Consider the following 25,367-nt stretch of genomic DNA (forward strand, 5'->3'; position numbering starts at 1 on the left):
CGGGTGCGGTGACAGCGAGGACCGAGCACGAAGAGCGAACCGGAGAGTCCGCGCCCCCGCCCCGGCGCCGGGGCCGCCATCCCGTCGCGACCGTGATCAGTGTCTTCGGTGAACTGCTGATCACCGCGGGCCTGGTGCTGGGGCTCTTCGTCGTCTACTCCCTCTGGTGGACGAATGTGCTCGCCGACCGTGAGGCCACCAAGCAGGGCCACACCGTCCGCGACCGCTGGGAGGGCGGACCGGGGGCGCTGGACACGAAGGACGGCATCGGCTTCCTGCACGTCCCGTCGATGAAGAACGGCGAGGTGCTGGTCAAGAAGGGCACCGACACCGAGAACCTCAACAACGGCATCGCGGGCTACTACACGGACCCGGTGAAGTCGGCCCTCCCGTGGGACGAGAAGGGCAACTTCACCCTGGCCGCGCACCGCGACGGGCACGGCGCCAAGTTCCACAACATCGACAAGGTGAAGACCGGGGACGCGGTCGTCTTCGAGACCAGAGACACCTGGTACGTCTACAAGGTCTTCAAGGAGCTTCCCGAGACGTCGAAGTACGACGTCGACGTTCTGCAGCCGGTACCGAAGGGATCGGGTGCGAAGAAGCCCGGCCGCTACATCACGCTGACGACCTGCACGCCGGTCTACACGTCGAAGTACCGCTACATCGTGTGGGGCGAACTGGTACGCACGGAGAAGGTGGACAAGGACCGCACGAAGCCGGCGGAGCTGCGCTAGCCGATACGATGAGCCCGGCCCGAAGCCGCAACCAATCCTTGCGACTTCGGGCCTTCTGCTGTCCCGGCCGACCGGTTCACTTGAGCACCTGCAGTTTCGCGCCCGAGCCCCAGGCCTCCAGGAGGCCGCGGTGCACGGCGGTGACGCCGGCCTGCATAGCGACGTCCTGTGCTTCGCGGGAGAACGGGCAGGTCGCCACGTACACGGCAACGTCCGCCCGATGCAGAGTCTTGGTACCGACGAACTTCTGCATTTCGCCGCTCCACACCGAGCGGTACGGGGCGAAGTTCTTGCACTGGACGACCAGTCGGCGCCCGTCGGCGGTGTATGCGGTGATGTCGGCACCACGATCGCCGTTCCCGCCGTGGACCTCGACGTCGGTGCAGTCGTCCCGGCGCAGCAGTCCGGCGATGTGCTGCTCGAACTCCCGCCAGCTCATGGCATCCATGGCGGCCATGACTCCGGCTGGGGGACGCCGTTCCTGCGTCCGCTGAAGGCGCCGCAGTTGGACGTCGTGCCGGACGATCCGCTGCTCGATCCGCTGGACGTTCTCGCGGAGCCTGATGAGTTCCCGTTGCTGCTCGCCGGATGCTTCGATGAGAGCGGTGAGCATGGGAACGACAGCGGTGCCGAGAAGGAGGGTGAAGCTCTCTTCACTGAGCCGTGTGATGCGGGCATCGAGCGATTCGACGTCGCTGCCACGCCGCGGGGCCTCCATGACCACCGGCTGCGCCCGGAAGGTGTGCTCGAGGTCGAGCAGGTACGTACGGACGCGGCGTGCGACATCACTGTCCCGGAGCAGCATGGCGACGTTCAGGACTGTCCGCCGGAGCCAGAGTGCCATGCTCGAACGGGGCTGTGGATAACTCTCCGGATAGGAACTCAGGGTGAGTTCCTTAAATTCCTGCAGCTCAGCGCCTCGGATCACCCTCAGGCCATTCGATTCGAGCTCTTCTCGGTGGCGGCTGAGGAGGTTGTTGACGACGGTTTCCGCGACCTTGAAGTAGGCGGCGACCATGGCGGTGGTCAGGTGCAGACCGTTCGGGAGCAAGGACAGCGCCTTTACTCGGTCGAGTGCCTCCGTCCGCTCGGTGAAGCTCTGACGCAGTGCCTGTGATTCCACCAGAGCGACCTCATTGATCATGCTCCTGGTCCTTCGCATAGCCGGATGCGGGCCGGAGTCCGATGCCCCGTCCCAGCTGATCAACGAATCGGCACATATGAAGACACGATCGGTTTACGTATGCATGTGCTTTATGCAACGTATTCCTCGTGGCGGGCACAGCGAAGGGCCCCGGTCGCCGTGTGGCGGCCGGGGCCCTTCGGGGATCGGACGGAGCAGGGGTCAGTTCCGGTGCGAGCCGGACGGGCCGCCGAAGATGTTGCCGTTTCCGCCGCCCGGCATGGTCTGGACGTTGACCGCGCTGTTCTTGTCGACCTGCTGGCCGCTGTTGGGCTGGAAGGTGACGACCCTCGCGTTGTCGTCATTCGGCCCCTGCACCTGGCCGAGCTGCAGACCCGCCCCGGCCAGCAGGGCCTTCACCTCCGCGAGGGTCTTGCCCTGCAGATCGGGAACCGTGGTCTGTTCCGGCTGCTGCGGGCCCTTGGAGACCTTCAGGACGATCTGGACGTCCTTCGCCTGCTTGCTCGGGCCGGCCGGGGTCTGGTCGATGACCGTACCCGCAGGTTCGCTCGAATCCACCGGCGTCTGGGAGATGTTGGTGAAACCGAGGGGGGAGAGCTGGGCCAGTGCCTGATCGATGGTCCGTCCGCGGACGTCCGGAAGATCCGGCATCGCCTGCTTGGCGACCGTGATCGTGACCTCGGAGTTCTTCTCGGCCTTCGAGTTGCCCACGGGGTCCTGCTTGATGACCGAGCCTTCGGTCTTCTCGGACTCGACCGAGACGACCTTGACCGTGAAGCCCTTGTCCTCAAGGTTCTTGCGGGCGTTCTCCTCGGACTTCTCCGTGACGTCCGGGACCTCGACCTTCGGGGCGCCGGTGGAGACGACGACCGTGACGGTCTCCTTCTTCGCCATCGTGTCGCCGGAGTTCGGGGTCTGGCTGCAGATCTTGCCCTTGGGCTGGTCCTCGCACGGTTCGCGCGAGCCGATTTTCAGGACGACGTCGGAACTCTCCGCGAGTTTCTGTGCTTCTTTCATGGTCGTGCCGACCAGGTTCGGCACATCGACCTCGTTGCCGCTGTCGACGTTGCTGAAGACCGACCTGCCGATCAGGATCGCGCCGATCAGCACCAGAACACCCGCGACGATCAGCAGGATCGTCGAGGTGTTGCTCTTCTTCTGGCGACGGCGGTCCGGGCGGTCGTCGTAGCCGTAGCCGCCGTCGTCCGGGTTGACCGGGGGCAGCATGGAGGTGGGGGCGCCGTTCTGGTCGGCGGCGCGCAGTGCGGTGGTCGGCTGGTCGTTGCCGTATCCGTTGTAGCCGCCGTAACCGGCGGCACCCATCGCCGCGGTGGCGGCGACCGGCTGGCCGTCGAGGCACGCCTCGATGTCGGCGCGCATCTCGTCGGCCGACTGGTAGCGGTAGTCGGGATCCTTGACCAGGGCCTTCAACACGATCGCGTCCATTTCGGGCGTGATCTCGGGGTCGAAGTTGCTGGGCTTCTGCGGCTCTTCCCGTACGTGCTGATAGGCGACCGCGACCGGCGAGTCCCCGATGAAGGGCGGCCGGACCGTCAGCAGCTCGTAGAGCAGGCAGCCGGTCGAGTAGAGGTCGGAACGCGCGTCGACCTGCTCGCCCTTGGCCTGCTCCGGGGAGAGGTACTGGGCGGTGCCGATGACGGCGGCGGTCTGCGTCATCGTCATTCCGGAGTCGCCCATGGCGCGGGCGATGCCGAAGTCCATGACCTTGACCTGACCGGTGCGCGTCAGCATGACGTTCGCCGGTTTGATGTCGCGGTGGACGATGCCGGCGCGGTGCGAGTACTCCAGCGCCTGGAGGATGCCGACGGTCATCTCAAGGGTGCGCTCGGGCAGCAACTTGCGGCCGGAGTGCAGGAGTTCCCTGAGCGTCGACCCGTCGACGTACTCCATCACGATGTACGGGATGGAGACCCCGTCGACGTAGTCCTCGCCGGTGTCGTAGACGGCGACGATCGCCGGGTGGTTGAGCGAGGCGGCGGACTGGGCCTCACGGCGGAACCGGGCCTGGAAGGACGGATCGCGGGCCAGATCGGCCCGGAGCGTCTTCACGGCTACGGTGCGGCCGAGCCGGGTGTCGTGTGCGAGGTAGACCTCGGCCATGCCACCACGGCCGAGCACCGAGCCCAGCTCGTACCGGCCGCCGAGGCGACGCGGCTCTTCCATAACAGTTCCAGCCCTCTCCGTCAGTCCCGACCGCACCGGTGTGTGGTCCGGCGGTGTGCTGCTCGCGCATACGCTACCGGCCGCGCACTACCTGATCGGCCCGGAGTCCGGACCTGATACCTGACCGGTATCCCGATGTGCAGGTATGGCACCCGATGTGATGGGCGTCACTTCTTGCTGTCGATGACCGCCTTCATCACGTCCCGCGCGATCGGGGCGGCCAGGCCGCCACCGGAGATGTCGTCGCGGTTGGCCTGGCTGTCCTCGACGACCACGGCGACGGCGACCGGGGAGCCGCTGTCGGTCTTCGCGTACGAGATGAACCAGGCGTACGGGTTCTCACTGTTGTTCAGGCCGTGCTGGGCGGTACCGGTCTTGCCGCCGACAGTGACGCCGTCGATGAGGGCGTTGGTTCCCGTGCCGTTCTTGACGACGGTCTCCATCATCTGCTGGAGCTTCTGCGCGTTCTCACCCGAGAGGGGCTGGCTGAACTGCTCCTTTTCGTGGGTGTAGATCACGTCGAGGTTGGGGGCCTGGCGCTCGGCGACCATGTACGGCTGCATCAGCTTGCCGTCGTTGGCGACGGCCGCGGCGACCATGGCCATCTGGAGCGGGGTGGCGCGGTTGGACGCCTGGCCGATGCCGGCCATGGCGTTCTGCGGCCGGTTGTCCTTGGGGTAGACGCTGGCGTCGGCGCGTACCGGGGTGAAGATCTCCTCGTTGAAGCCGAACTTGTTGGCCTCGTCGATCATCTTCTGGTTGCCGAGATCGTCGCTGATCTTGCCGAAGACGGTGTTGCAGGACCACCGCAGCGCTTCCCGGAGCGAGGCGTTCTCGCACGGGATGTTGCCCTCGTTCTCGAGGTTGCCGGTGGTGAGCGGGAGCCGCCAGGGCAGCGGGGAGTTCGTCTTGTCGTCGATGCCGTTGTACAGCCCGTTCTCCAGGGCCGCGGCGGCGGTGACGACCTTGAAGGTCGAGCCGGGCGGGTAGGTCTCGCGCAATGCCCGGTTGAGCATCGGCTTGTCCTTGTCCTTCAGGAGCTGCTGCCGGGCATCGGCGTCCTTGAGGGAGTTGCCCGCGAAGACCGAGGGGTCGTACGAGGGAGTGCTGACCAGGGCCAGGATGGCGCCGGTCTGCGGGTCGAGCGCGGCGACGGCGCCCTTCTTGTTGCCGAGTCCCTTGAAGGCGGCCTTCTGAGCGGCGCCGTTGAGGGTGGTGACGATGTTGCCGCCGGTCTTCTTCTCGCCGGTGAAGAGGGAGAGCGTACGGTCGAAGAACAGCTGGTCGCTGTTGCCGGTGAGGATTCCGTCCTCGATGCTCTCCAGCTGCGAGGCGTCGAAGGCCTGCGAGGAGTAGCCGGTGACGGGGGCCCACATGGGGCCGTTCTTCCAGACCCGCTTGTACTTGAAGTCGCTGCCCTTGGTCTCGACGGACCCGGTGACGGGGTTCCCGTCGACGATGATGTTGCCGCGCTCGTGTGCGTACCGCTCGATCTGGACGCGGCGGTTGTGCTCGTTCGCGTTCAGCTCGTCGGCGCGGACGTACTGGAGCCAGTTGACACGCACCAGGAGCGCGAGGACGAGCAGCCCGCAGAAGACCGCAATCCTGCGAAGGGGCTTGTTCACGGTCGGACCACCTGGGTCATCTCGGCGTCGGGCGATGGGGCCGGGGTCGGCGCGGGGCGGCGTGCGGTGTCGCTGATCCGGAGCAGGATGCCGATCAGGGCCCAGTTGGCGATCACCGAAGACCCGCCTGCCGCGACGAACGGCATGGTCATACCGGTCAGCGGAATGAGCCCCATGACACCGCCGGCGACGACGAAGACCTGAATGGCGAAGGAGCCGGAGAGCCCGATCGCGAGGAGCTTGCCGAAGGGGTCGCGGGCGGCGAGGGCGGTGCGGACACCGCGCTCGACGATCAGGCCGTAGACGAGGAGGATGGCCATCATTCCGGCGAGGCCCAGCTCCTCGCCGACGGTGGCGAGGATGAAGTCGGAGTTCGCGGCGAAGCCGATCAGGTCGGAGTTGCCCTGACCGAGCCCGGTGCCGAGGGTGCCGCCGGAGCCGAAGGCCATCAGGGACTTGGCCATCTGCTCGCTGGCCGCCAGCTTGCCCCATCCGTCGAACGGGTCGAGCCAGGCGGTGACACGCTGCTGTACGTGGGGTTCGAAGGTGGCCACACCGACGGCGCCGGCCGCAGACATCAGCAGACCGAAGACGATCCAGCTGGTGCGTTCGGTGGCCACGTACAGCATGACGACGAACATGCCGAAGAACAGCAGGGACGAGCCCAGGTCGGTCTCGAAGACCAGGATCAGGATCGAGAAGGCCCAGACCATGAGGATGGGGCCGAGGTCACGGCCCCGAGGCAGGTAGAGGCCCATGAAGCGGCGGCTGGCCAGGGCCAGGGCGTCCCGCTTGACCATGAGATAGCCGGCGAAGAACACCGCGATGATGATCTTTGCGAACTCCCCCGGCTGGATCGTGCCGACGCCGGGGATCTTGATCCAGATCTTGGCGCCGTTCACCGCGGGGAAGAACATCGGAAGGATCAGGAGGAACAGCGCCACCAGCATGGAGATGTAGGTGTAGCGCTGCAGGATGCGGTGGTCCTTGAGGACCAGCAGAACGACGACCAGCAGCGCGATGCCCACTGCCGAGAACAGCAGCTGCTTGGAGGCGGCGGGAGCGAAGTCCCTGGTTGCCTGGAACCGTGGTGACTGGTCCAGACGCCAGATGATGGCCAGTCCGAGCCCGTTCAGCAGCGTCGCCAGCGGCAGCAGCAGCGGGTCCGCGTACGGGGCGAATCTGCGGACGGCGAGGTGGCCGATACCGCCGAGCAGGGCGAGTCCGAGCCCGTATCCGAGCATGCCGGAGGGCAGCTCGCCGTTGAGGGCGAGCCCGACATTGGCGTAGGCGAACACCGAGATGGCGACGGCGAAGACCATCAACATCAGTTCGGTGTTGCGGCGGCTCGGTGCGTCGATCGCGCCGATCGTGGTCGTATTGGTGACAACGCTCATGGTGCTGAAGGCCCCCTACGGCTTACTGCTTACCGCACTGCGGGACCAGCTTCTTCTCTTCCTCCGAGAGGCTGGGACCAGGAGCGGGAGTTTTGGTCGGCTTGGTCTTGTCGTCATCGGACGTCTTGGCGCCGCTGGATGTCTTGGTGGCGTCCGTACCCGGCGCCTGGGCCTCGTCGGCGCTGGCCTTCTCGGCGGCACGTCGTTCGGCGTTCTTCCTGCAGGCGGACGCCTGGACGGAGAGTTCGTCGATCTTCTCGCGGGCGGCGGTGAGGTCGCCCTCGGCGATGGTCGCCTCGACCTGCTTGCGCTGGTAGGCCGGAAGGTACTTGAGTTCGATCTCGGGATGGTCCTTCTCGACCTTCGAGAGCGAGACCCAGGCCAGGTCCTGGCTGATGCCACGGAACAGCGCGACGTGTTCGTTCTTCGAGCCCACGTAGAACTGGTTCTGCGTCCAGCGGTAGCCGCCGTAGAGGCCGCCGCCGATGACGGCGAGCGCCAGCACGGAGTAGAGGGACCGCTTCAGCCACTTGCGGCCGCCACCGGGCTTGACGAAGTCGTCGTCGGTGTACGAGTCGAAGGAGCCGTCGGGTGTCGCGCCGTAGCCGCCGCCTGCACCGTCGCCGCTTCCGGGCGGGCCGAAGCCTCCTGCGGGCGGCGGTACGGGGCGGCCGAGGCCGGCTGCCCGTCCGGCGGGGGTCTGCATGGCGGCCGTGCTCTCGGCCGCGGACATCTGCGCGGCCTGGTTCTCGGCGACCGCGCCGACGATGACCGGGGTGTCGTTGAACTGCGCGGCCAGGGTGTCGTTGCTGTCGACGTCGAGGACGTCGGCGACGATGCAGGTGATGTTGTCGGGGCCGCCGCCGCGCAGGGCGAGCTGGATCAGCTCCTGGATGGTCTCCTGCGGGCCCTGGTAGCTGGCGAGCGTCTCTTCCATCGTCTGGTGGGAGACGACGCCGGACAGCCCGTCGGAGCAGATCAGATAGCGGTCGCCGACCCGGACCTCACGGATGGAGAGATCGGGTTCGACGTGGTCGCCACTGCCCAGTGCGCGCATCAGCAGGGCGCGCTGCGGGTGGGTGGTGGCCTCTTCCTCGGTGATCCGGCCCTCGTCGACCAGCCGCTGCACCCAGGTGTGGTCCTGGGTGATCTGGGTGAGTACGCCGTCGCGCAGCAGGTACGCGCGGGAGTCGCCGACGTGGACGAGGCCGAGGCGCTGGCCGGTCCAGAGCAGGGCGGTGAGCGTGGTGCCCATGCCCTCCAGCTGGGGGTCCTCCTCGACCATCATGCGCAGCTGGTCGTTGGCCCGCTGGACCGCCGTGCCGAGCGAGGTGAGGATGTCCGAGCCCGGGACGTCGTCGTCGAGCTGGACGAGCGTGGAGATCACCTCGGAGCTGGCGACCTCGCCGGCTGCCTGGCCGCCCATGCCGTCGGCGATGGCGAGAAGGCGCGGTCCGGCGTAGCCGGAGTCCTCGTTGCCCTCCCGGATCATGCCCTTGTGCGATCCGGCGGCGAAGCGCAGGGAAAGACTCATGCGCACCTCTCCCGTCGGCTCGGGGTACAGCCGGTCTCGAGCCACACTGCCCACCCTCCGGTCGGGAGCCGGGCCGGGTCCGTTGCCCGGACCGCCGCGGCTCGCTCGCTCCGCTCGCTCATTGTCGTACTACTTCCGCAGCTCGATGACGGTCTTGCCGATCCGGATCGGCGCGCCCAGCGGAACAGGTGTCGGGGTGGTGAGCCGGGTCCGGTCGAGATACGTGCCGTTGGTGGACCCGAGATCCTCGACGATCCACTGGCCGTCACGGTCGGGGTAGATCCTGGCATGCCTGCTGGACGCGTAGTCGTCGTCCAGCACGATCGTTGAATCGTGCGCCCGGCCCAGAGTGATGGTCTGCCCCTGGAGCGCCACCGTGGTGCCGGTGAGGCTGCCCTCGGAGACGACCAGCTTTGTGGGTGCCCCCCGGCGCTGGCGGCTCGGCTGCTGGCGTTGCTGCGGCGGTGCCGCAGCGTTCTGGCGTGCCTGTGGAGGCCGTGCGTCGTTCGCAGTGCGGCGTGAGCCGCGCTGCGTGACGCGCGTTCCGAACAGGTCACTGCGAATGACCTGGACGGCCACGATCACGAACAGCCACAGAACAGCCAGGAAACCTAGCCGCATGACCGTCAGGGTCAGCTCTGACATTGCCCCCGCTTCACCCTTCGGCTTGCCGGTAAACGATGGTGGTGCTGCCCACGACGATCCGCGAGCCGTCGCGGAGCGTAGCGCGGGTGGTGTGCTGCCCGTCTACCACGATGCCGTTGGTAGACCCGAGATCCTGGATCGTCGAGGGCGTTCCGGTCCGGATCTCACAGTGCCGGCGGGATACGCCGGGGTCGTCGATCCGCACGTCGGCGTCGGTGCTGCGTCCCAGCACCAGCGTCGGGCGGGAGATCTGATGGCGGGTGCCGTTGATCTCGATCCAGCGTCGCACCTGCGCGTTCGGCAGGGGGCTGGGCCCGGCCGGTGGGTGCCGGTCGGTGCTGGGTGCTCCGGGCCGTCCGACGCCCGGCGGCGGGGCCGCGGGCATGGGAGGGGCGGAGCTGGGCGGGTAGCCGTAGCCGCCGGTGGGCTGCGCGGAGCGGCCGGGGCCCGGGTAGGGAGGCTGGCCCTGCAGCCCTTGGCGGCCCTGGGGGTCCTGCTGTGACGAACTCGACGCCAGGGTGCGGCTGCGTACCCGGTAGAGCCCGGTGTCGAGATCGTCGGCCTTCTCCAGGTGGACCTTGATGGGGCCCATGAAGGTGTACCGCTGCTGCTTGGCGTAGTCGCGGACCAGCCCGGAGAGTTCGTCGCCCAACTGGCCCGAGTACGGGCTGAGTCGCTCGTAGTCGGGGGTGCTGAGCTCGACGATGAAGTCGTTGGGGACGACGGTCCGCTCGCGGTTCCAGATCGTTGCGTTGTTGTCGCACTCGCGCTGGAGGGCTCCAGCGATCTCGACCGGCTGGACCTCGGACTTGAAGACCTTGGCGAAGGTGCCGTTGACCAGACCTTCGAGACGCTGCTCGAAACGCTTCATGACTCCCATGGGGCACCTCCTCCGTTGTTGTCGTCCCTGTACTGCTTACTGATCGTATCCACGCGTCGGGAAATCGGCTGGTTCCCCTTGTCTGCCCTGTGGATGAGTGTCACCTCTCACACGGATGGTAGAGGCGGCCTCCTCACAGTGTCCCGCACCCGGGGTGCACAGATGAGGAGTGGGGGCGATCGCTCGGCGTTCCCGCTTCCCCCCAGTCGGTCGGTCAAACAACGGATGTGAATCCACCCTGTCCAGCGTGCTAATGTTCCGCATGTCGCCAGGCAATCGCACCAAGCGGTGAGAGAGTCTGGAAACACCACTCTTGCGCGAGTGGCGGAACGGCAGACGCGCTGGCTTCAGGTGCCAGTGTCCTTAGGGACGTGGGGGTTCAAATCCCCCCTCGCGCACAAGAAGGAAGCCTCACAGGCCAACGGTCTGTGGGGCTTCTTCGTTCCCGGTTCCGGATTCTTGTTTCACGTGAAACGCCTGATTCGAGGCGTCCTATGGGCTCTTGGGGCTTAGGGGTCGTACAAGTCATAGGCGGCGTACGGGGTCTATAGGGCCTATGGGGCTTCTGGTGGCTCAGGGGTTGATCAGACCCTCGGGTTCTGTTGGGCGGGCGGAATGGTGTCGCCTGCCGAGTTGTAGCGCAGCAGGTACTCCGCGAACCGGGCGAGATCTTCCTCCGTCCAGTCCGCGAGGCGTTCCTGGTAGGCCATACGACGGCTGGCCTGTGTGGAGGCGAGAGCCTGGGTTCCGGCCGCGGTGGGGTGCAGCACCTGGATCCGGTGGTCGTCGGGGTCCGGGTGGCGCTCGACCAGTCCCAGCTTCTCCAGGGTGCCGATCTGTCGGCTGACCGTCGATTTGTCCAGCATGTAGTGCGCGGCCAGGTCGGTCGCGCGGCAGCCGTGTCGGTCCTCGATGTGCGCCAGCAGCGTGTACGAGACCAGGGGGAGCTCCGGATGGAGGCGGGCTGCGGCGGCCCGTGCGCGGCGCGCGAAGGCGGTCAGTTCGCGCTGGATGACGTCCAGTGAATCTTCGCGTTCCTCGGGGGTCCCCGGCACTGTTTCGCCTTCCGTCTCGCGGATCTCGATTTTCAGTTGTATAGTACAACGAGTTAAGAGTTGTAAAAGCCAACCATTGGAGTGTTCCGCATGTCCGCAGGCCCGAGTGCCGCCACCGGCTCCACCGCCGCCGCTCTCCGCCATGTGCTGGGCCATTTCGTCACGCCGCTGCTGATGTGCATCGGCATGGGGCTCGCCTACCTCGGGGCCTTCCACGCCCCGGAGCCGCACGAACTGCGGGTGGACGTGGTCGGGTCGGGGCCGAGCGCGCAGGTGCTCGCGCAGACCCTGCAGGACAAGAGCGACGGGGCGCTGAGCGTACGTACCGTTCCCGACCGGGCCGCGGCGGTGAGCCACCTCAGGACACAGGCGAGTTACGGCGCCTACCTGCCGGGGAAGCACCCCGAACTGCTCGTGGCGAGTGCGTCCTCGGACACCAGCGCCACGGTGGTCGAGAAGGTGTTCACCAAGGTCGCCGCCGAAAAGGGGCACCCGCTGAAGGTGACGGACACGGCACCGACCGCGGACGGCGACCCGACCGGTCAGGGCATCTTCTTCCTGCTGGTCGCGGTGAGTATCGGCTCGTACGCGTCGGTCGCGGTCATCGGTGGCGCCGGCGCCGTGCTGGCGCTGCGGATCAGGGCCGCGCTGGCTGTTGCCGCGTCGCTGGTGGTGAGCGTGATCGGGGTGGTGCTCGCGGGGCCGCTGTTCGGTCTCGTCGACCACGGGCTCGGCGGCCTGTGGGCGATGGCCTGGCTCTACTCGGCGGGCATCCTGCTGATCGGTGTCGGACTGCACACCTTCCTCAAGCGCTGGACGACGCTCGGTCTGATGGTGCTGTTCGTGATGCTCAACTTCACCAGCTCCGGTGGCATCTTCCGGCCCGAACTCCAGCCCGGCTTCTTCGCTTCGCTGCACTCCTTCTGGAACGGTGCGGGCTTCGTCGAGGGTGTACGCAGCCATGTGTACTTCGACGGATACGGGCTCGGCGGACATGTCCTGGTGCTTGCGCTCTGGTTCGTGGCAGGCCTGGCCGTGCTGGGTCTGGCGGGGCTGTCCGAGTCGAGGCGGCGGAAGGCCGCGGCGCCGGCGGCAGAGGCCGGCACCGACGCCGGTTCCGTCGAGGCCGGTGGAGCCCACGGGCCGAAGCACGCCGCCCGGACCGGGGCCGGAGCGCGGGCCGAGGCGGATGCCGAGGAGGAGATCGAGGAAGAGATGGAAGAGACCGTCGGCGTCTGACTGCTGGCGTCCGACCGTCCAGCTGTCCAGCTGTCCAGCCGTCCAGCTGTCCAGCCGTCCAGCTGTCCAGCTGTCCAGCCGTCTGGCCGTCCAGCCGTCTGACCAGGGTGGATCGTTGCCCGCAGGCCGCGGACGCGTTGCCCACAGGTCGCCGAGTGAGTTTTCCACAGGGGCAGACGGCTTTCCGCCGACGGCGGTACCTTCGTCGCAATTGATCTGCGACAGGCGCCGGGCCAGGAGCGCAGGGCGAGGGCGGGGGAGGCTGCGCGCCATGGGCGACATCGAAGCGACAGTGCCTGTTCAGCGGGCTGTGACGGGTGATCCGCGTATTCCGGTCGTGCCCGGATTCGCACGGAGGGCAGCCGCGGCGGGCGGGGGCGCGACGCGTTCGCCGAGGGCGGCGGGCAAGGCACTGCGGGAGCGGGTGCCCAGGACCTCGCACGCGTTCCTGGACCTTCCGGCGGGGCGGCCCGATGCGGTGCGGGCGGTCGAGGAGTCGAGCCGGGGCAGAGTGCCCTCGCTCGCCCCGATCCGGGTGGGACGGATGGCGGCCACGCCCTTCGCCTTTCTGCGCGGCTCGGCCGGGCTGATGGCCCATGACCTGGTGGGCACCCCGGTCAGCGGGGTGGGCGCCCAGCTCTGCGGCGACGCGCACGCGGCCAATTTCGGGCTCTACGGAGATGCGCGGGGCAGCCTGGTCATCGATCTGAACGACTTCGACGAGACCGTGTTCGGCCCGTGGGAGTGGGACCTCAAGCGGCTGGCCACCTCGCTGGTGCTCGCGGGGCGCGAGGCCGGGGCGGACGAGGAGACCTGCCGGCGGGGCGCGTACGACACGGTGGGCGCGTACCGGCGGACGATGCGGCTGCTGGCCAAGCTGCCCGCACTCGACGCCTGGAACGCCATCGCGGACGAGGAGTTGGTCTCGCACACGGATGCGCGGGATCTCCTCGGCACGCTGGAGCGGGTCTCGGAGAAGGCCCGCAACAACACCAGCGCCCGCTTCGCGGCCAAGTCCACCGAGGATTCCGGGGACGGCGGACGCCGCTTCATCGACGCGCCGCCGGTGCTGCGCCGGGTGCCGGACGAGGAGGCCGCGGCGGTCGCGGCGGGACTCGGCGACTATCTGGGCACGATCTCGGAGGACCGGGTTCCGCTCCTCGCCCGGTACGCGATACACGATGTGGCGTTCCGGGTGGTCGGCACCGGGAGCGTCGGCACCCGGTCGTACGTGGTGCTCCTGCTCGATCACCGCGGTGAGCCCTTGGTACTGCAGGTGAAGGAGGCGCGGCCCTCCGTGCTGGCGCCGTATCTGCCGACGGTCGGCTTCGATGTGCCGGAGGTGGCGCACGAGGGGCGCCGGGTGGTGCTCGGGCAGAAGCGGATGCAGGTCGTCAGCGACATCCTGCTGGGCTGGGCGACGGTGGACGGACGCCCGTTCCAGGTGCGGCAGTTCAGGAACCGCAAGGGCAGCGTGGACCCGGCGGCGCTGGCAGCCGATCAGGTCGACGACTACGGCCGGATGACCGGTGCGCTGCTGGCGCGGGCCCATGCGCACAGCGCGGATCCGCGACTGATCGCGGGATACTGCGGCAAGAACGAGGAACTGGACGAGGCGGTGGCGGCGTTCGCGGTGACCTACGCGGACCGTACGGAGGCGGACCACGCGGAGTTGGTGCGGGCCATCGGTTCGGGGCGGATAGCCGCCGAACTGGGCGTCTGAGGGGCATCGGGCCGACCGCGGGTCCTCAGGACGCGGGCCGTGGCCATACGCTGGACGGGTGACCCACGAAGCCGCCGGGGTGCCGACCACCCGGAACGACGATGACCGGCAGGACAACGACCGGCAGGACAACGGCCTACAGCAAGAGCAGCACGTCCGAAGCGAGCAGCACGAGCAGTACGGGCCGGGCGAGCCGCTTGAGCAGCAGGGCCGGCCGGCCGGTGACGGACCGGTGAGCGGTGACGGACCGGAGAGCGGTGCCGGTGGGGGCCCGGATGGTCGTGCTGAGGGGGAGCGGCCCGAGGCCCGGCTCGCGAAGGCGGTCCGGGTGGCGGAGCAGGCGCTGATCGAGTTCGAGATCGCGGTGGAGACCTTCCGGGTCGAGGTCGAGAACTTCTCCCGGCTGCATCACCAGAAGCTCGGGCCCATGTACACCCGCCTCGACGAGCTCGACGCGCAGATCGCGGAGGCCCGGGCTGCCAGGACGGGAGACCCGGAAGACATCCGCAAGGCTCAGGAGGCCCGGGCGATCGTCATGCCGATGCCGGGTGTCGACGAGCTGTTCCACGACTGGATCGACTCCGACGGGCTGTCCCCCGAGGCCGCGGCGATGCTGACCGAGCAGCCGGTACGGCCGCCCAAGCGGGTCCGGCCGACCGAGGAGGCGCGCAAGCTCTACCGCGACCTGGCCCGCCAGGCCCACCCGGACCTGGCGCAGGACGAGACGGAGCGGGCCCGCCGGGACGAGTTCATCGCCCGGGTGAACGCCGCTTACGGGCGGGGGGACGAGGCGCTCCTGATGGAGCTGGCGCAGGAGTGGGCGGCGGGTCCGGTGGCCCCGGAGACGGAGCTGAGCGAGAGCGAGGAGCTCTACGCCCGGCTGAACTGGCTGACCCAGCGCAAGGAACTGCTGACGGTGCTCGCCCAGGAGCTGGAGGAGAGCGCGATCGGGGCCATGCTGCGCATGGCGCCGGACGATCCGGACCGGCTGCTCACCGAGATCGCCGAGCAGCTGCTGGGCGAGGTCGCGCAGCGCGAGGCCGAGCTGGCGGGCCTGGTGCAGTAGCGTTCCGGGTGACTCAGGAGCGTACGTACGAGAGAAGGCATGACCCATGAATTTCGCACCGCTGCCCTCGGTGGATGTCGCGGCGGTTCCGTCGGACGGCTTTGTGCTGGACGTCCGGGAGGACAACGAATGGGCGGCCGGCCATGTCGAGGGCGCTCTGCACATCCCGATGAGCGACTTCGTGGCCCGCTTCGGTGAGCTGACCGAGGCCGCCGACGACGGCCGGCGCGTGCACGTGATGTGCCGGGTCGGTGGCCGGTCGGCCCAGGTCACCCAGTACCTGGTGCAGCAGGGCATCGATGCCGTGAACATCGACGGCGGGATGCTGGCCTGGGACGGTGCCGGACGCCCGATGGTCACGGACAACGGCAGCCCGGCCTTCGTGCTCTGAGCCGGGCAGCCGCTCTGCCGGGGGCGTGATCGCCGCCCGTGGCCGCTGTCCGCGACCCCGCCCGTGGCCGGTGTCAGCCGAGGAGGTGTGCGGCCAGCAGGTCGCCCAGTGCCTCCTCGTGTGCCGCTGCCGGACCGAGGGACAGCTCGATCTGCTTCGCCCAGGCGTGGAAGCGGTGCAGCGGGTAGTCCGTGTCCGCTCCGAAGCCACCGTGAAGATGCTGTGCCGTCTGTACGACCCGGCGGACGCCGTCCGACGCCCAGATCTTCGCCACGGCGATGTCGCCCTCGGCAGGGAGTTTCCCGTCGGCCCCGGTGGAGATCCGCCAGGCCGCTTGCCAGAGCGTGACTTCCATGGCCCGTAGGTCGATGTACCGGTCCGCGGCCTGTACCGCGACGGACTGGAACGTCGCCACCGGGAAGCCGAACTGCTCGCGCTTGCCGGTGTATTCGCTCGTCATGGCGAGCACGGCCTCGCCCAGGCCCAGCGCGAGCGCGCAGGTCCCGGTGGTGAGGAGGGCGCGCAGCCACTCCCAGGCCCCGGCGTCGTCGATCAGTGCGCGGCCGTCGATCCGTACCGCCTCCAGCCGGACCTCCGCGAACCGTTCACCGCTGGTGGAGACCTGCTCGGCCAGGGTGACGCCCTCCTGGGCGGGCTGGATCAGGGCGATGACCGCCCGGCCCCCGTCCGTATGGGCCGGAACCGCGATCCAGTCCGCTGCATGCGCCCACGGCACCGCCGACTGCACCCCGTCGAGCACCCAGCAGGCGGTGTCCCCGCCGCGGTCCGTCGGGACGGTTCCGGCTGTCGCTTCCAGGCGGGCGGTGACGGCCAGTTCGGCCGGATCGTGACCGGAGCGGCCGTTGGCCCCGACGGTGAGGACCAGCTCACCCCGGCCGGCCCGGGGCAGCAGTTCGGCGGCCAACTGCCGGTCTCCGTAGCGCTGGAGTGCCATCGCGACCGCGCACGTCTCCAGCAACGGCACTCTCGCGAGCACCTTGGCGGACTCCCGCAACACCAGGCAGAGCGCGACGAGATCGAGCCCGGCCCCGCCGTGTTCCGGCGAAAGCGTCAGACTCAGCAGATCACTTGAGGCGAGCCCGGCCCACAGCGGGCGGTCGATGTCCTCGGCCACCGCGCCCGGCACGAGAGCGGGGCTGGGAACCCCGTCCGGTACGACTCCCGAGAAGACCGCTCGCGCTGCCTCCACGGCTGCCTGCTGTTCCTCGGTGAAGGTGAAGTCCACTGTCCTGGCCTCCCGCTGACCGATGCCCCGTGCCCGAATTTGACGGGTCGTCAAGATAGAACAGGTTCTACAAGAAGGGAACAGTGGAGGAGCGGGAGACGGGCAGACCGAGGGGCGGGGGTGGCGGCGGGGTGCGGTCAGCGGTCGAAGTCGAGTTCCACCTCCGGGGTCGCCGGGTGCGACTGGCACGCCAGCACATAACCCGCGTCCGTCTCTTCGGGCTCCAGCGCGAAGTTGCGGTCCATCCGCACCTCGCCCGAGACCAGGAACGCCCGGCAGGTCCCGCACACCCCGCCCTTGCAGGCGTACGGAGCGTCGGCGCGGCTGCGCAGCACGGTCTCCAGCAGCGATTCGCCCTCCTCCACCGGCCAGGTGCCGGAACGGCCGTCCAGGGTGGCGGTGAGCCGGCTGTGGGCGGGCGATTCGACCCGGGGACGGGCGGATGCGTTCGGGCCGTCGTCCACATGGAAGATCTCTTGGTGGATACGGGTCCGTTCGACGCCCAGTCCGCGCAGCGCCCGGTCCGCGGCCTGGACCAGTCCGAAGGGCCCGCAGAGGTACCAGCCGTCCACCTCGGTCACCGGAAGCAGCGCGGGCAGCAACTCGGTGAGACGGTCCCGGTCCAGGCGGCCGGAGGGGAGACCTGCCTGCTGCTCCTCCCGGGAGAGCACCGTGACCAGCTGGAAGCGGTCCGGGTAGCGGTCCTTGAGGTCGGCGACCTCGTCCAGGAACATCGTCGAAAGAGCTGTCCGGTCGCTGCGGATCAGACAGAAATGGGCGTCGGGCTCCTGTGCCAGCAGCGTGGCCGCGATGGACAGGACCGGTGTGATCCCGCTGCCGCCGACGATCGCCGCGAAGTGTCCGGCGCTGGGTGCCAGCACGAAGCGGCCCATCGGAGGCATCGCCTCGACCAGGTCACCGACGGCGAGCTCCTTCAGCGCGTACGTGGAGAACGCGCCGCCGTCGACGAGCCTGATGCCCACACGCAGCACCGGATCGTCCTGTTCCGCGGCGGTGACCGGGGAGCAGATCGAGTACGAGCGGCGGATCTCCTCGCCGTCGACCGTGTACCGCACGTTGAGGTGCTGGCCGGGCTGGTGGCGGAAGGTCTCGCGCAACTCGGGCGGCACCGCGAGGGCGACGGCCACCGAATCGTCCGTGAGCCGTTCGATCGTGCGGACCCGGAGCGGATGGAACATCTACAACTCCTTGAAGTGGTCGAACGGTTCGCGGCATGTCACGCAGCGGCGCAGCGCCTTGCACGCGGTGGAGGAGAACCGGCTCAGCAGTTCCGTATCGGTCGAACCGCAGTGCGGGCAGCGCACCGAGAGCGTGAGCGGCACCGGACCGTTCGCGGGGGCCGTGGCATCGTGCGGACGCGGGGGCGCTATGCCGAACTCGGCCAGCTTGCGCCGCCCCTCCGCGCTGATGTCGTCCGTGGACCAGGCCGGTGAGAGCACGGTGACCACGGAGACCTCCGGTATGCCGTGGTCGTGCAGCACTCGCTCGATGTCGGCGGACATGGCCTCGATCGCGGGGCAGCCGGTGTAGGTCGGGGTGAGCCGAACGGTGACCTTGCCGGGGGCGAGAACATCCACGCCCCGGACCACCCCCAGCTCGTCCAGGGTTAGCACCGGCAGTTCGGGATCGGGTACGGAGCCCGCGAGGCGGTGCAGCTCCTCCTCCAGGAGTGTCCCGGTCACCATGACGCCCCCGGGTGGCTGCGATGCAGATGCTGCATCTCGGCGATCATGCGGCCGAAGGGCTCGGTGTGGATGCCCTGGCGTCCCGCGCCCGCCGTCCACGCTCCGGACTGCGGGCCGGCCGGCAGTGTCAGCGTGGCCCGCTCCAGCACCGCCGAGACGGACTCCAGCCAGCCGCTCCGCAGCGACTGCCAGTCGATCTCCACCCCCTCGACGGGCTCGAAGAGCTCACCGGTGAACCGCCACAGGGTGTCCACGGCGCTCTGCATCCGGTCGTGGCTCTCGTCCGTGCCGTCGCCGAGCCGCAGGGTCCAGTGCTCCGCGTGGTCCTGGTGGTACGCGACCTCCTTGACGGCCTTCGCCGCCAGCCCGGCGAACGGGCCCTCGCCCGATGCCAGCTGCTCGTACAGCAGCCGCTGGTAGGCGGAGAAGTACAGCTGGCGGGCGATGGTGTGGGCGAAGTCGCCGTTCGGCTGCTCGACCAGCTGGACGTTGCGGAAGGCGCGCTCCTCGCGCAGATACGCCAGCTCGTCCTCGTCGCCGGCGAGGGAGAGGAGCACGCGGGCCTGCCCCAACAGGTCCAGGGCGATGTTGGCCAGGGCCACTTCTTCTTCCAGCACGGGCGCGTGGCCCGCCCACTCCCCCAGCCGGTGCGAGAGCACCAGCGCGTCGTCGCCCAGGGCGAGGGCCGCGGTCACAGGTGCTTCACCCCTTCCGGGATCTCGTAGAACGTCGGATGCCGGTACGGCTTGTCGCCGGCCGGTTCGAAGAAGGAGTCCTTCTCGTCCGGAGAGGAAGCCGTGACCTGGGCGGACGGGACCACCCAGATGGAGACGCCCTCGGAGCGGCGCGTGTACAGATCGCGGGCGTTGCGCAGGGCCATCTCCGCGTCCGGGGCGTGCAGGCTGCCCGCGTGGGTGTGGGACAGACCACGGCGCGAACGCACGAACACCTCCCACAGTGGCCATTCGGTCGAGCTGCTCATGCTGTCGCCTCCCCGTTCCTCGCTGCTGTGTGTGGTGCTGCGTGCGCTTGTGCCGCGGTGTGCTTCTCGGCGTAGGCAGCCGCCGCGTCCCGGACCCAGGCGCCTTCCTCGTGCGCCTGGCGGCGCTGGGCGAGGCGCTGCTCGTTGCACGGGCCGTTGCCCTTGAGGACCTCCTGGAACTCCTTCCAGTCGATCGCCCCGAAGTCGTGCTGTCCGCGCTCCTCGTTCCACCGGATGTCCGGGTCGGGGAGGGTGAGCCCCAGTGCCTCGGCCTGCGGGACACAGATGTCCACGAAGCGCTGCCGCAGCTCGTCGTTGGAGTGGCGCTTGATCTTCCAGGCCATCGACTGCGCGGAGTGGGCCGACGCGTCGTCCGGCGGGCCGAACATCATCAGGGACGGCCACCACCAGCGGTTCACCGCGTCCTGCGCCATTTCGTGCTGCGCCGGGGTGCCGCGGCTGAGGGTGAGCAGCAGCTCGTACCCCTGGCGCTGGTGGAAGGACTCCTCCTTGCAGATGCGGACCATCGCCCGGGCGTACGGGCCGTAGGAGCAGCGGCACAGAGGCACCTGGTTGGTGATCGCGGCGCCGTCCACGAGCCAGCCGATCGCGCCGACGTCCGCCCAGGTGAGCGTCGGGTAATTGAAGATCGATGAATACCTCTGGCGGCCCGCGTGCAGTTTGTCGAGCAGCTCCTCGCGGCCGGTGCCGAGCGTTTCCGCCGCGCTGTAGAGATAGAGCCCGTGGCCCGCTTCGTCCTGCACCTTGGCCATCAGGATCGCCTTGCGGCGCAGCGAGGGCGCACGCGAGATCCAGTTGGCCTCCGGCTGCATGCCGATGATTTCGGAGTGGGCATGCTGGGCCATTTGCCTGACCAGCGAGGCGCGGTACGCATCGGGCATCCAGTCGCGTGGCTCGATGCGCTCGTCCGCTGCCACCGCGGCGTCGAACACCGCCTCCAGGGCCTCGTCCGCCCCTTCGGGCCTGTCCGCTCCCGCCTGCGCTGTCTGGTCCGCAGTCACTGCCGCCATCCCGGGCTCCCTACCGACCGATCGTTCGGTTCAATGTCTTCAATGGTGAGTCGACGGCCCGTAGGGTGTCAACCCTGTGGATAACTGACCGGGGATCGACGGGGATCGGGGCGGGATGGATTCGTACGGCGACAGGGGTGCCGACAGCGGGGGCGGAAGTTCCGAGCCGGGGCCCGACCAGCGTGGACACGTGGCTTTCGGTGCTGGTCGGGCGCAGGAATCAGGTTTTCGCGAATCGGAGCCCCGTGAGTCGGAGCCTCGCGAATCGGAGCCGCCTCACGAATCAGGGCCTCGGGAACCAGGACCCCGTGGCGGAATAGCGGCCCTGTCGCTTCCGTACCAGATCGTCGCCGCAGTCGCGCTCTCCGTCATCGGGCTGGTCGCCTGTGGGCAGCTGGCCATGGTGTTTCTGCACGTCGCTCCCTCCAACACCATCACCAAACAGCACGGCGAAGCGGTCGACGACTGGATCTATCCCGAGTTCGAGCAGAACTGGAAGCTCTTCGCCCCGAATCCGCTCCAGCAGAACATCGCCATCCACGTACGGGCCGAGGTAGCCGGCCCCGACGGGCGCCGCACCACTGCCTGGATGAGCCTTTCCGGTGAGGACGGCAAGGCGATACGCGGCAGTCTTCTCCCCAGTCACATCCATCAGAACGAACTCCGCCGCGGCTGGGACTTCTACCTCGGCTCCCACGACAACGAGAACCGGGCCATCGGCCTTCGCGGTGAGCTCTCCGAGCGCTACATCCGGCGGATCGCGATGCTGCGCCTCGGTGAACACGACTACGGCGGCACCGTCGAGCGCATCCAGGTCCGGTCCGAGGTGCGGTCCGTCGCGGCGCCCGCATGGAGCGAGGAGAAGATCAGTACGAGGCCGTCCTACCGGGTGCTGCCGTGGTGGACGGTGACCGCGGCGGACCTTCCCGCCGGCGCCGAGGGGGCGGACAAATGAGTGCACCCGCCCTCGACCGCAAGATCGAGCCAAAGATCGACCAAAAGATCGCCCGCTCCATCCAGCGCATCACCTCCACGCCCTTCGGCCAGTACCAGAGTGCCGTCATCCGGATCGGTTTCTCGGCCACCTATCTGTTCTTCCTGCTGCGCGAATTTCCGCATCGCCACGAGATGTACGGCCCCGACGCCCCCTGGCGCTGGGACATGGCGCAGCAGCTCATATCCGGGAATCAGGCGTTCACCGCGCTGATGTGGTCGGACAACACGGTCTGGTTCGAGGCCGTGTACGCGGTCGCGCTGATCTCCGCGGCGCTGCTGATGGTCGGCTGGCACACCCGGGCCATGTCGGTCCTCTTCATGGCCGGCGTGCTCTCCCTGCAGAACCGCAGCATCTTCATGGGCGACGGCGGCGACAACGTCATCCATCTCATGGCGATCTATCTGATGCTCACGCGCTGTGGGCGGGTCTGGTCGTTGGACGCCCGGCGTGCGGCGCGACAGGCGCGTGCGGGAGCGGACGATTCCCGGCGCCCGGCGAGGGGGACCGTGGCCGGCGCGGTCCTCTGGGCGGTGCTCGGCCTGGTGTTGATCGTGGCCAGTGCGACCGACGGGCTCGGCGGCACCTGGTGGCTGCCGACCCTTCTCTGGATCCTCTGGGTCGGCGAGGGTGCCTGGTGGGCGGTGAACCGTTACGCACCGCACAGCGAATCCCGCACCCTGCTCGATGTCATCGCCAACCTCGCCCACAACGCGACCCTCGTCGTGATCATGGCCGAGGTCTGTCTGATCTACGCCACCGCGGGGTGGTACAAGATCCAGGGATCGCGGTGGCAGGACGGCACGGCGCTGTACTACCCGCTCAAGCTCGACTACTTCACGCCCTGGCCCTGGCTGTCGGACATCCTCGCCTCCAGCGGTGTCATGGTGATGCTGATCACGTACGGCACGGTCGTGGTCCAGGTCGCGTTTCCCTTCACCCTGTTCAACCGGCGGGTCAAGAACGTGCTGCTCGTCGCCATGATGTGTGAGCACGCCGGCATCGCTCTGCTGCTCGGGCTGCCGTTCTTCTCCATGGCGATGATCGCCGCCGACTCCGTCTTCCTGCCGACCGTCTTCCTGGTGTGGCTCGGCGGCCGGGTGACCCGCGCCCGGGGACGGCTGTTCCCGGGCCGGGGCACAGTGCCCGGGCAGCGGCGTGGCACTCATGACGAGGAGGTCCCGCAGCACAGCGGCGACGGGGGCCATACGCTCGTCGGGTGAGCAGCAGTAGTGAGAGTGGCAGTACACGCAGCACGGACAGCGCAGGCAGCGGCGGCGGGGCGTCGTCGGCCGAGGAGCCCGGTCGGCCGGAAGGGACCGGGCGTTCCGCGGAGCCGTTGCAGTACGACGACGGTTTCGGGACGGAGATCGGCGTCGGGCCCCACCCGCTGCCGTGGCCCGAGGGCGAGCGGTACGACCCCGAGCTGCTCGCCCACGGCGACCGGCGCAACGTGGGCGACGCCTACCGGTACTGGACCAGGGAGGCGATCGTCGCCGATCTGGATCTGCGGCGGCACGACTTCCATGTCGCGGTCGAGAACTGGGGCCACGACTTCAACATCGGCTCCGTGGTGCGCACGGCGAACGCCTTTCTCGCCAAGGAGATCCATATCGTGGGGCGGCGGCGCTGGAACCGGCGCGGCGCGATGGTCACCGACCGGTACCAGCATGTGCGGCACCACCCCGACACGGAGTCGCTGACCGCGTGGGCGGAGGCGGAGGGCCTGCCGATCATCGGGATCGACAATCTGCCGGGGGCGGTGCCCCTGGAGCGGACCGAGCTGCCGCGGCGCTGTGTACTGCTCTTCGGGCAGGAAGGGCCCGGGCTCACCGAGGAGGCCCGTAAGCACGCGGTGATGGTGTGCTCCATCGCGCAGTTCGGTTCGACGCGGTCGATCAACGCGGGCGCCGCGGCCGCTGTCGCCATGCACGCGTGGGTGCAGCGGTACGCGGAGATCCCTGGTCCGGCCTGATCCGGACGAAAGGCCCTGGACGCCTGGTCCGGGGGCGGGGCTTCGCCCCCGGACCCCGGTCGGATCACGCCTGGCGGCGTACTTCCACCATGCGGAAGCGGTTGGACACAAAGGCTCCGTCGCACAATGCCGCGTTCGCCGCCGGGTTGCCGCCCGAGCCGTGGAAGTCGGAGAAGGCGGCGGTCTGGTTGACGTACACCCCGCCGGTCAGGTTCAGCGACAGCTGGGCCGATTCGTCCAGGCAGACGTCTTCCACAGCGCGCTCCACCTCCGGTGAGGTGGTGTATGCGCCGACCGTCATCGCGCCCTTGTCACGGACCGTGCGGCGGAGCAGCTCGACGGCGTCGGCCGTCGAGTCGACCGCCACCGCGAAGGCGACCGGGCCGAAGCACTCCGACAGGTAGTGCTCCTCGTCGTCCGGCTTGGTGGCGTCCAGCTTGACGACGACGGGGGTGCGGACCACGGCGTCGGGGAACTCCGGGTTGGCCACCTCACGGGAGGGCAGGGCGACCTCGCCCAGATCCGCGGCTGCCTCCAGGCGGGCCTTCACATCGGGGTTGACGAGTGCGCCGAGCAGGGCGTTCGCCCGGCTGTCGTCGCCCAGCAGCCCACTGACCGCGGCGGCGATGTCGGCGACCACTTCGTCGTACGTCTTGTCGCCGGCGTCGGTGGTGATGCCGTCCCGGGGGATCAGCAGGTTCTGCGGGGTCGTGCACATCTGGCCGCTGTACAGGGAGAGGGAGAACGCCAGGTTGGACAGCATGCCGCGGTAGTCGTCCGTGGAGTCGAGGACGATCGTGTTGACCCCGGCCTTCTCCGTGTAGACCTGGGCCTGGCGGGCATTGGTCTCCAGCCAGTCACCGAAGGCGGTGGACCCGGTGTAATCGATGATCCTGATCTCGGGGCGGAGTGCGAGGGTCTTCGCGACGCCTTCGCCCGGTCGCTCGGCGGCCAGGGCGACCAGCTCGGGATCGAAGCCCGCCTCGGCGAGGACCTCGCGGGCCAGCTGCACCGTGAGCGCGAGCGGCAGCACGGCGCGGGGGTGCGGCTTCACCAGGACGGGATTGCCGGTGGCCAGGGAGGCGAAGAGGCCGGGGTATCCGTTCCATGTGGGGAAGGTGTTGCAGCCGATCAGGAGCGAGATGCCGCGTGGTGCCGCGGTGAACGACTTCTGCAGCCGGAGCGGGTCGCGCTTGCCCTGCGGCTTGGACCAGTCGGCGCTCTGCGGGGTGCGGATCTGCTCCGCGTACGCGTACGCCACGGCCTCCAGGCCGCGGTCCTGGGCGTGCGGGCCGCCCGCCTGGAACGCCATCATGAAGGCCTGGCCGCTGGTGTGCATCACGGCGTGGGCGAACTCGTGGGTCCTGGCACTGATCCGCGCGAGGATCTCCAGACAGACCAGAGCCCTGGTCTCGGGGCCCGCCGCACGCCAGGCAGGCATGGCCGCGCGCATGGCCGGAAGCAGGACGTCCAGGTCGGCGTGCGGATACTCGACGCCGAGCTCCGGGCCGTACGGCGAGACCTCCCCGCCCGTCCAGCCGTCGGTGCCGGGCTGGCCGAGGTCGAGCCGGGTGTTCAGCACGGCGTCGAAGGCGGCCTTGCCCTCGGCGGCACCCAGGCTGCCCGGGGCGCCGCCCTCGCCGTATGCCTTCGGGTGCTCGGGGTGCGGGGACCAGTAGGCGCGCGTACGGATCGCGTCGAGGGCCTGGTCGAGCGTGGGGCGGTGCTTCTCGGACAACAGGTGCGGGGAGAGCTCGGCGGCCATGACGGACCAACTCCTCATCGAGCTGGGCAGGGACGGGCGGACAGAGTT

At 68.8% G+C, this 25,367-nt stretch carries 23 protein-coding genes and 1 tRNA gene; 9 read left to right on the plus strand and 15 right to left on the minus strand.

Going from position 1 to position 25,367, the window contains the following annotated elements; genetic code table 11:
* Positions 1 to 8 precede the first annotated feature (8 nt).
* Positions 9 to 737 (plus strand): class E sortase, encoded by a 729-nt coding sequence (locus tag ACWCPY_RS18570; RefSeq protein ID WP_451266177.1) that lies wholly within the window; start codon positions 9 to 11, stop codon positions 735 to 737.
* A 76-nt stretch (positions 738 to 813) separates the two neighbouring features.
* Here the strand turns inward: ACWCPY_RS18570 and ACWCPY_RS18575 are convergent, their stop codons facing one another.
* The 7 genes from ACWCPY_RS18575 to ACWCPY_RS18605 all read right to left on the minus strand — a co-directional run bounded on the left by ACWCPY_RS18575 (position 814) and on the right by ACWCPY_RS18605 (position 10,146).
* The gene (locus ACWCPY_RS18575; RefSeq protein WP_451266179.1) at positions 814 to 1,881 is read right to left on the minus strand and encodes a restriction endonuclease; all 1,068 of its coding nucleotides are present in this window, start codon (positions 1,879 to 1,881) and stop codon (positions 814 to 816) included.
* 201 nt (positions 1,882 to 2,082) lie between these two features.
* Positions 2,083 to 4,065: a Stk1 family PASTA domain-containing Ser/Thr kinase gene (gene pknB, locus ACWCPY_RS18580; RefSeq protein WP_451266181.1), complete on the minus strand. Its 1,983-nt coding sequence runs from the start codon at positions 4,063 to 4,065 to the stop codon at positions 2,083 to 2,085.
* A gap of 167 nt (positions 4,066 to 4,232) precedes the next feature.
* Complete coding sequence (locus ACWCPY_RS18585; protein WP_451266183.1) at positions 4,233 to 5,690, minus strand: penicillin-binding transpeptidase domain-containing protein; 1,458 nt, start codon at positions 5,688 to 5,690, stop codon at positions 4,233 to 4,235.
* Complete coding sequence (locus tag ACWCPY_RS18590; RefSeq protein WP_451266185.1) at positions 5,687 to 7,087, minus strand: FtsW/RodA/SpoVE family cell cycle protein; 1,401 nt, start codon at positions 7,085 to 7,087, stop codon at positions 5,687 to 5,689. Before ACWCPY_RS18590 ends, ACWCPY_RS18585 begins: the two co-directional genes overlap by 4 nt.
* A 22-nt stretch (positions 7,088 to 7,109) precedes the next feature.
* A complete protein-coding gene (locus ACWCPY_RS18595) occupies positions 7,110 to 8,621 on the minus strand; it encodes a Stp1/IreP family PP2C-type Ser/Thr phosphatase (RefSeq protein ID WP_451266187.1) in 1,512 nt (503 codons plus the stop codon).
* Between the two features lie 129 nt (positions 8,622 to 8,750).
* On the minus strand, positions 8,751 to 9,266 hold the full coding sequence (locus ACWCPY_RS18600; RefSeq protein WP_329820103.1) for an FHA domain-containing protein FhaB/FipA: 516 nt from the start codon (positions 9,264 to 9,266) through the stop codon (positions 8,751 to 8,753).
* Positions 9,267 to 9,276: 10 nt separating this feature from the next.
* Positions 9,277 to 10,146 carry an FhaA domain-containing protein gene (locus tag ACWCPY_RS18605; RefSeq protein ID WP_451266189.1) on the minus strand — a complete coding sequence of 290 codons (870 nt, stop codon included), beginning with the start codon at positions 10,144 to 10,146 and terminating at the stop codon, positions 9,277 to 9,279.
* A gap of 315 nt (positions 10,147 to 10,461) precedes the next feature.
* Here ACWCPY_RS18605 and ACWCPY_RS18610 point away from each other — a divergent pair.
* Positions 10,462 to 10,544, plus strand: a tRNA-Leu gene (locus ACWCPY_RS18610).
* A 186-nt stretch (positions 10,545 to 10,730) separates the two neighbouring features.
* Here ACWCPY_RS18610 and ACWCPY_RS18615 read toward each other — a convergent pair.
* Positions 10,731 to 11,201: a MarR family winged helix-turn-helix transcriptional regulator gene (locus ACWCPY_RS18615; RefSeq protein ID WP_451266191.1), complete on the minus strand. Its 471-nt coding sequence runs from the start codon at positions 11,199 to 11,201 to the stop codon at positions 10,731 to 10,733.
* Positions 11,202 to 11,291: 90 nt separating this feature from the next.
* Between ACWCPY_RS18615 and ACWCPY_RS18620 the strand changes: the two genes are divergently transcribed.
* From ACWCPY_RS18620 to ACWCPY_RS18635, 4 genes are all read left to right on the plus strand, one after another.
* The gene (locus ACWCPY_RS18620; protein ID WP_451266193.1) at positions 11,292 to 12,440 is read left to right on the plus strand and encodes a hypothetical protein; all 1,149 of its coding nucleotides are present in this window, start codon (positions 11,292 to 11,294) and stop codon (positions 12,438 to 12,440) included.
* 271 nt (positions 12,441 to 12,711) lie between these two features.
* A complete protein-coding gene (locus tag ACWCPY_RS18625) occupies positions 12,712 to 14,163 on the plus strand; it encodes a DUF2252 domain-containing protein (protein ID WP_451266195.1) in 1,452 nt (483 codons plus the stop codon).
* Positions 14,164 to 14,221: 58 nt separating this feature from the next.
* Positions 14,222 to 15,229: a J domain-containing protein gene (locus ACWCPY_RS18630; protein WP_451266197.1), complete on the plus strand. Its 1,008-nt coding sequence runs from the start codon at positions 14,222 to 14,224 to the stop codon at positions 15,227 to 15,229.
* 46 nt (positions 15,230 to 15,275) lie between these two features.
* The gene (locus ACWCPY_RS18635) at positions 15,276 to 15,620 is read left to right on the plus strand and encodes a rhodanese-like domain-containing protein (protein WP_451266199.1); all 345 of its coding nucleotides are present in this window, start codon (positions 15,276 to 15,278) and stop codon (positions 15,618 to 15,620) included.
* A 73-nt stretch (positions 15,621 to 15,693) separates the two neighbouring features.
* Here ACWCPY_RS18635 and ACWCPY_RS18640 read toward each other — a convergent pair whose 3' ends face one another.
* The 6 genes from ACWCPY_RS18640 to paaA form a co-directional block, all read right to left on the minus strand.
* Positions 15,694 to 16,866: an acyl-CoA dehydrogenase family protein gene (locus ACWCPY_RS18640; RefSeq protein ID WP_451266367.1), complete on the minus strand. Its 1,173-nt coding sequence runs from the start codon at positions 16,864 to 16,866 to the stop codon at positions 15,694 to 15,696.
* A 137-nt stretch (positions 16,867 to 17,003) separates the two neighbouring features.
* A complete protein-coding gene (locus tag ACWCPY_RS18645) occupies positions 17,004 to 18,065 on the minus strand; it encodes a 2Fe-2S iron-sulfur cluster-binding protein (protein ID WP_451266201.1) in 1,062 nt (353 codons plus the stop codon).
* Positions 18,066 to 18,572, minus strand: coding sequence for a 1,2-phenylacetyl-CoA epoxidase subunit PaaD (paaD, locus tag ACWCPY_RS18650; protein WP_329820112.1), 507 nt, complete (start codon positions 18,570 to 18,572; stop codon positions 18,066 to 18,068). It abuts the gene before it with no gap.
* The gene (paaC, locus tag ACWCPY_RS18655; protein ID WP_451266203.1) at positions 18,566 to 19,267 is read right to left on the minus strand and encodes a 1,2-phenylacetyl-CoA epoxidase subunit PaaC; all 702 of its coding nucleotides are present in this window, start codon (positions 19,265 to 19,267) and stop codon (positions 18,566 to 18,568) included. Before paaC ends, paaD begins: the two co-directional genes overlap by 7 nt.
* Positions 19,264 to 19,554 carry a 1,2-phenylacetyl-CoA epoxidase subunit PaaB gene (paaB, locus tag ACWCPY_RS18660; RefSeq protein ID WP_093548044.1) on the minus strand — a complete coding sequence of 97 codons (291 nt, stop codon included), beginning with the start codon at positions 19,552 to 19,554 and terminating at the stop codon, positions 19,264 to 19,266. Before paaB ends, paaC begins: the two co-directional genes overlap by 4 nt.
* The gene (gene paaA / locus ACWCPY_RS18665; RefSeq protein WP_451266206.1) at positions 19,551 to 20,585 is read right to left on the minus strand and encodes a 1,2-phenylacetyl-CoA epoxidase subunit PaaA; all 1,035 of its coding nucleotides are present in this window, start codon (positions 20,583 to 20,585) and stop codon (positions 19,551 to 19,553) included. The genes paaB and paaA overlap by 4 nt, the downstream gene beginning before the upstream one ends.
* A gap of 115 nt (positions 20,586 to 20,700) precedes the next feature.
* Here paaA and ACWCPY_RS18670 point away from each other — a divergent pair, with 115 nt between their 5' ends.
* From ACWCPY_RS18670 to ACWCPY_RS18680, 3 genes are read left to right on the plus strand one after another with little or no spacing between them, the layout of a single operon-like run.
* A complete protein-coding gene (locus ACWCPY_RS18670; RefSeq protein WP_451266208.1) occupies positions 20,701 to 21,540 on the plus strand; it encodes a DUF5819 family protein in 840 nt (279 codons plus the stop codon).
* Positions 21,537 to 22,802 carry an HTTM domain-containing protein gene (locus ACWCPY_RS18675; protein WP_451266210.1) on the plus strand — a complete coding sequence of 422 codons (1,266 nt, stop codon included), beginning with the start codon at positions 21,537 to 21,539 and terminating at the stop codon, positions 22,800 to 22,802. The genes ACWCPY_RS18670 and ACWCPY_RS18675 overlap by 4 nt, the downstream gene beginning before the upstream one ends.
* Entirely contained in the window at positions 22,799 to 23,554 is a 756-nt protein-coding gene (locus ACWCPY_RS18680; protein ID WP_451266212.1) for a TrmH family RNA methyltransferase, read from the plus strand. Before ACWCPY_RS18675 ends, ACWCPY_RS18680 begins: the two co-directional genes overlap by 4 nt.
* Positions 23,555 to 23,618: 64 nt before the next feature.
* Here the strand turns inward: ACWCPY_RS18680 and paaN are convergent, their stop codons facing one another.
* A complete protein-coding gene (gene paaN, locus ACWCPY_RS18685) occupies positions 23,619 to 25,319 on the minus strand; it encodes a phenylacetic acid degradation protein PaaN (RefSeq protein ID WP_451266214.1) in 1,701 nt (566 codons plus the stop codon).
* Positions 25,320 to 25,367 lie beyond the last annotated feature (48 nt).

The organism is Streptomyces sp. NPDC002403, assembly GCF_053593015.1.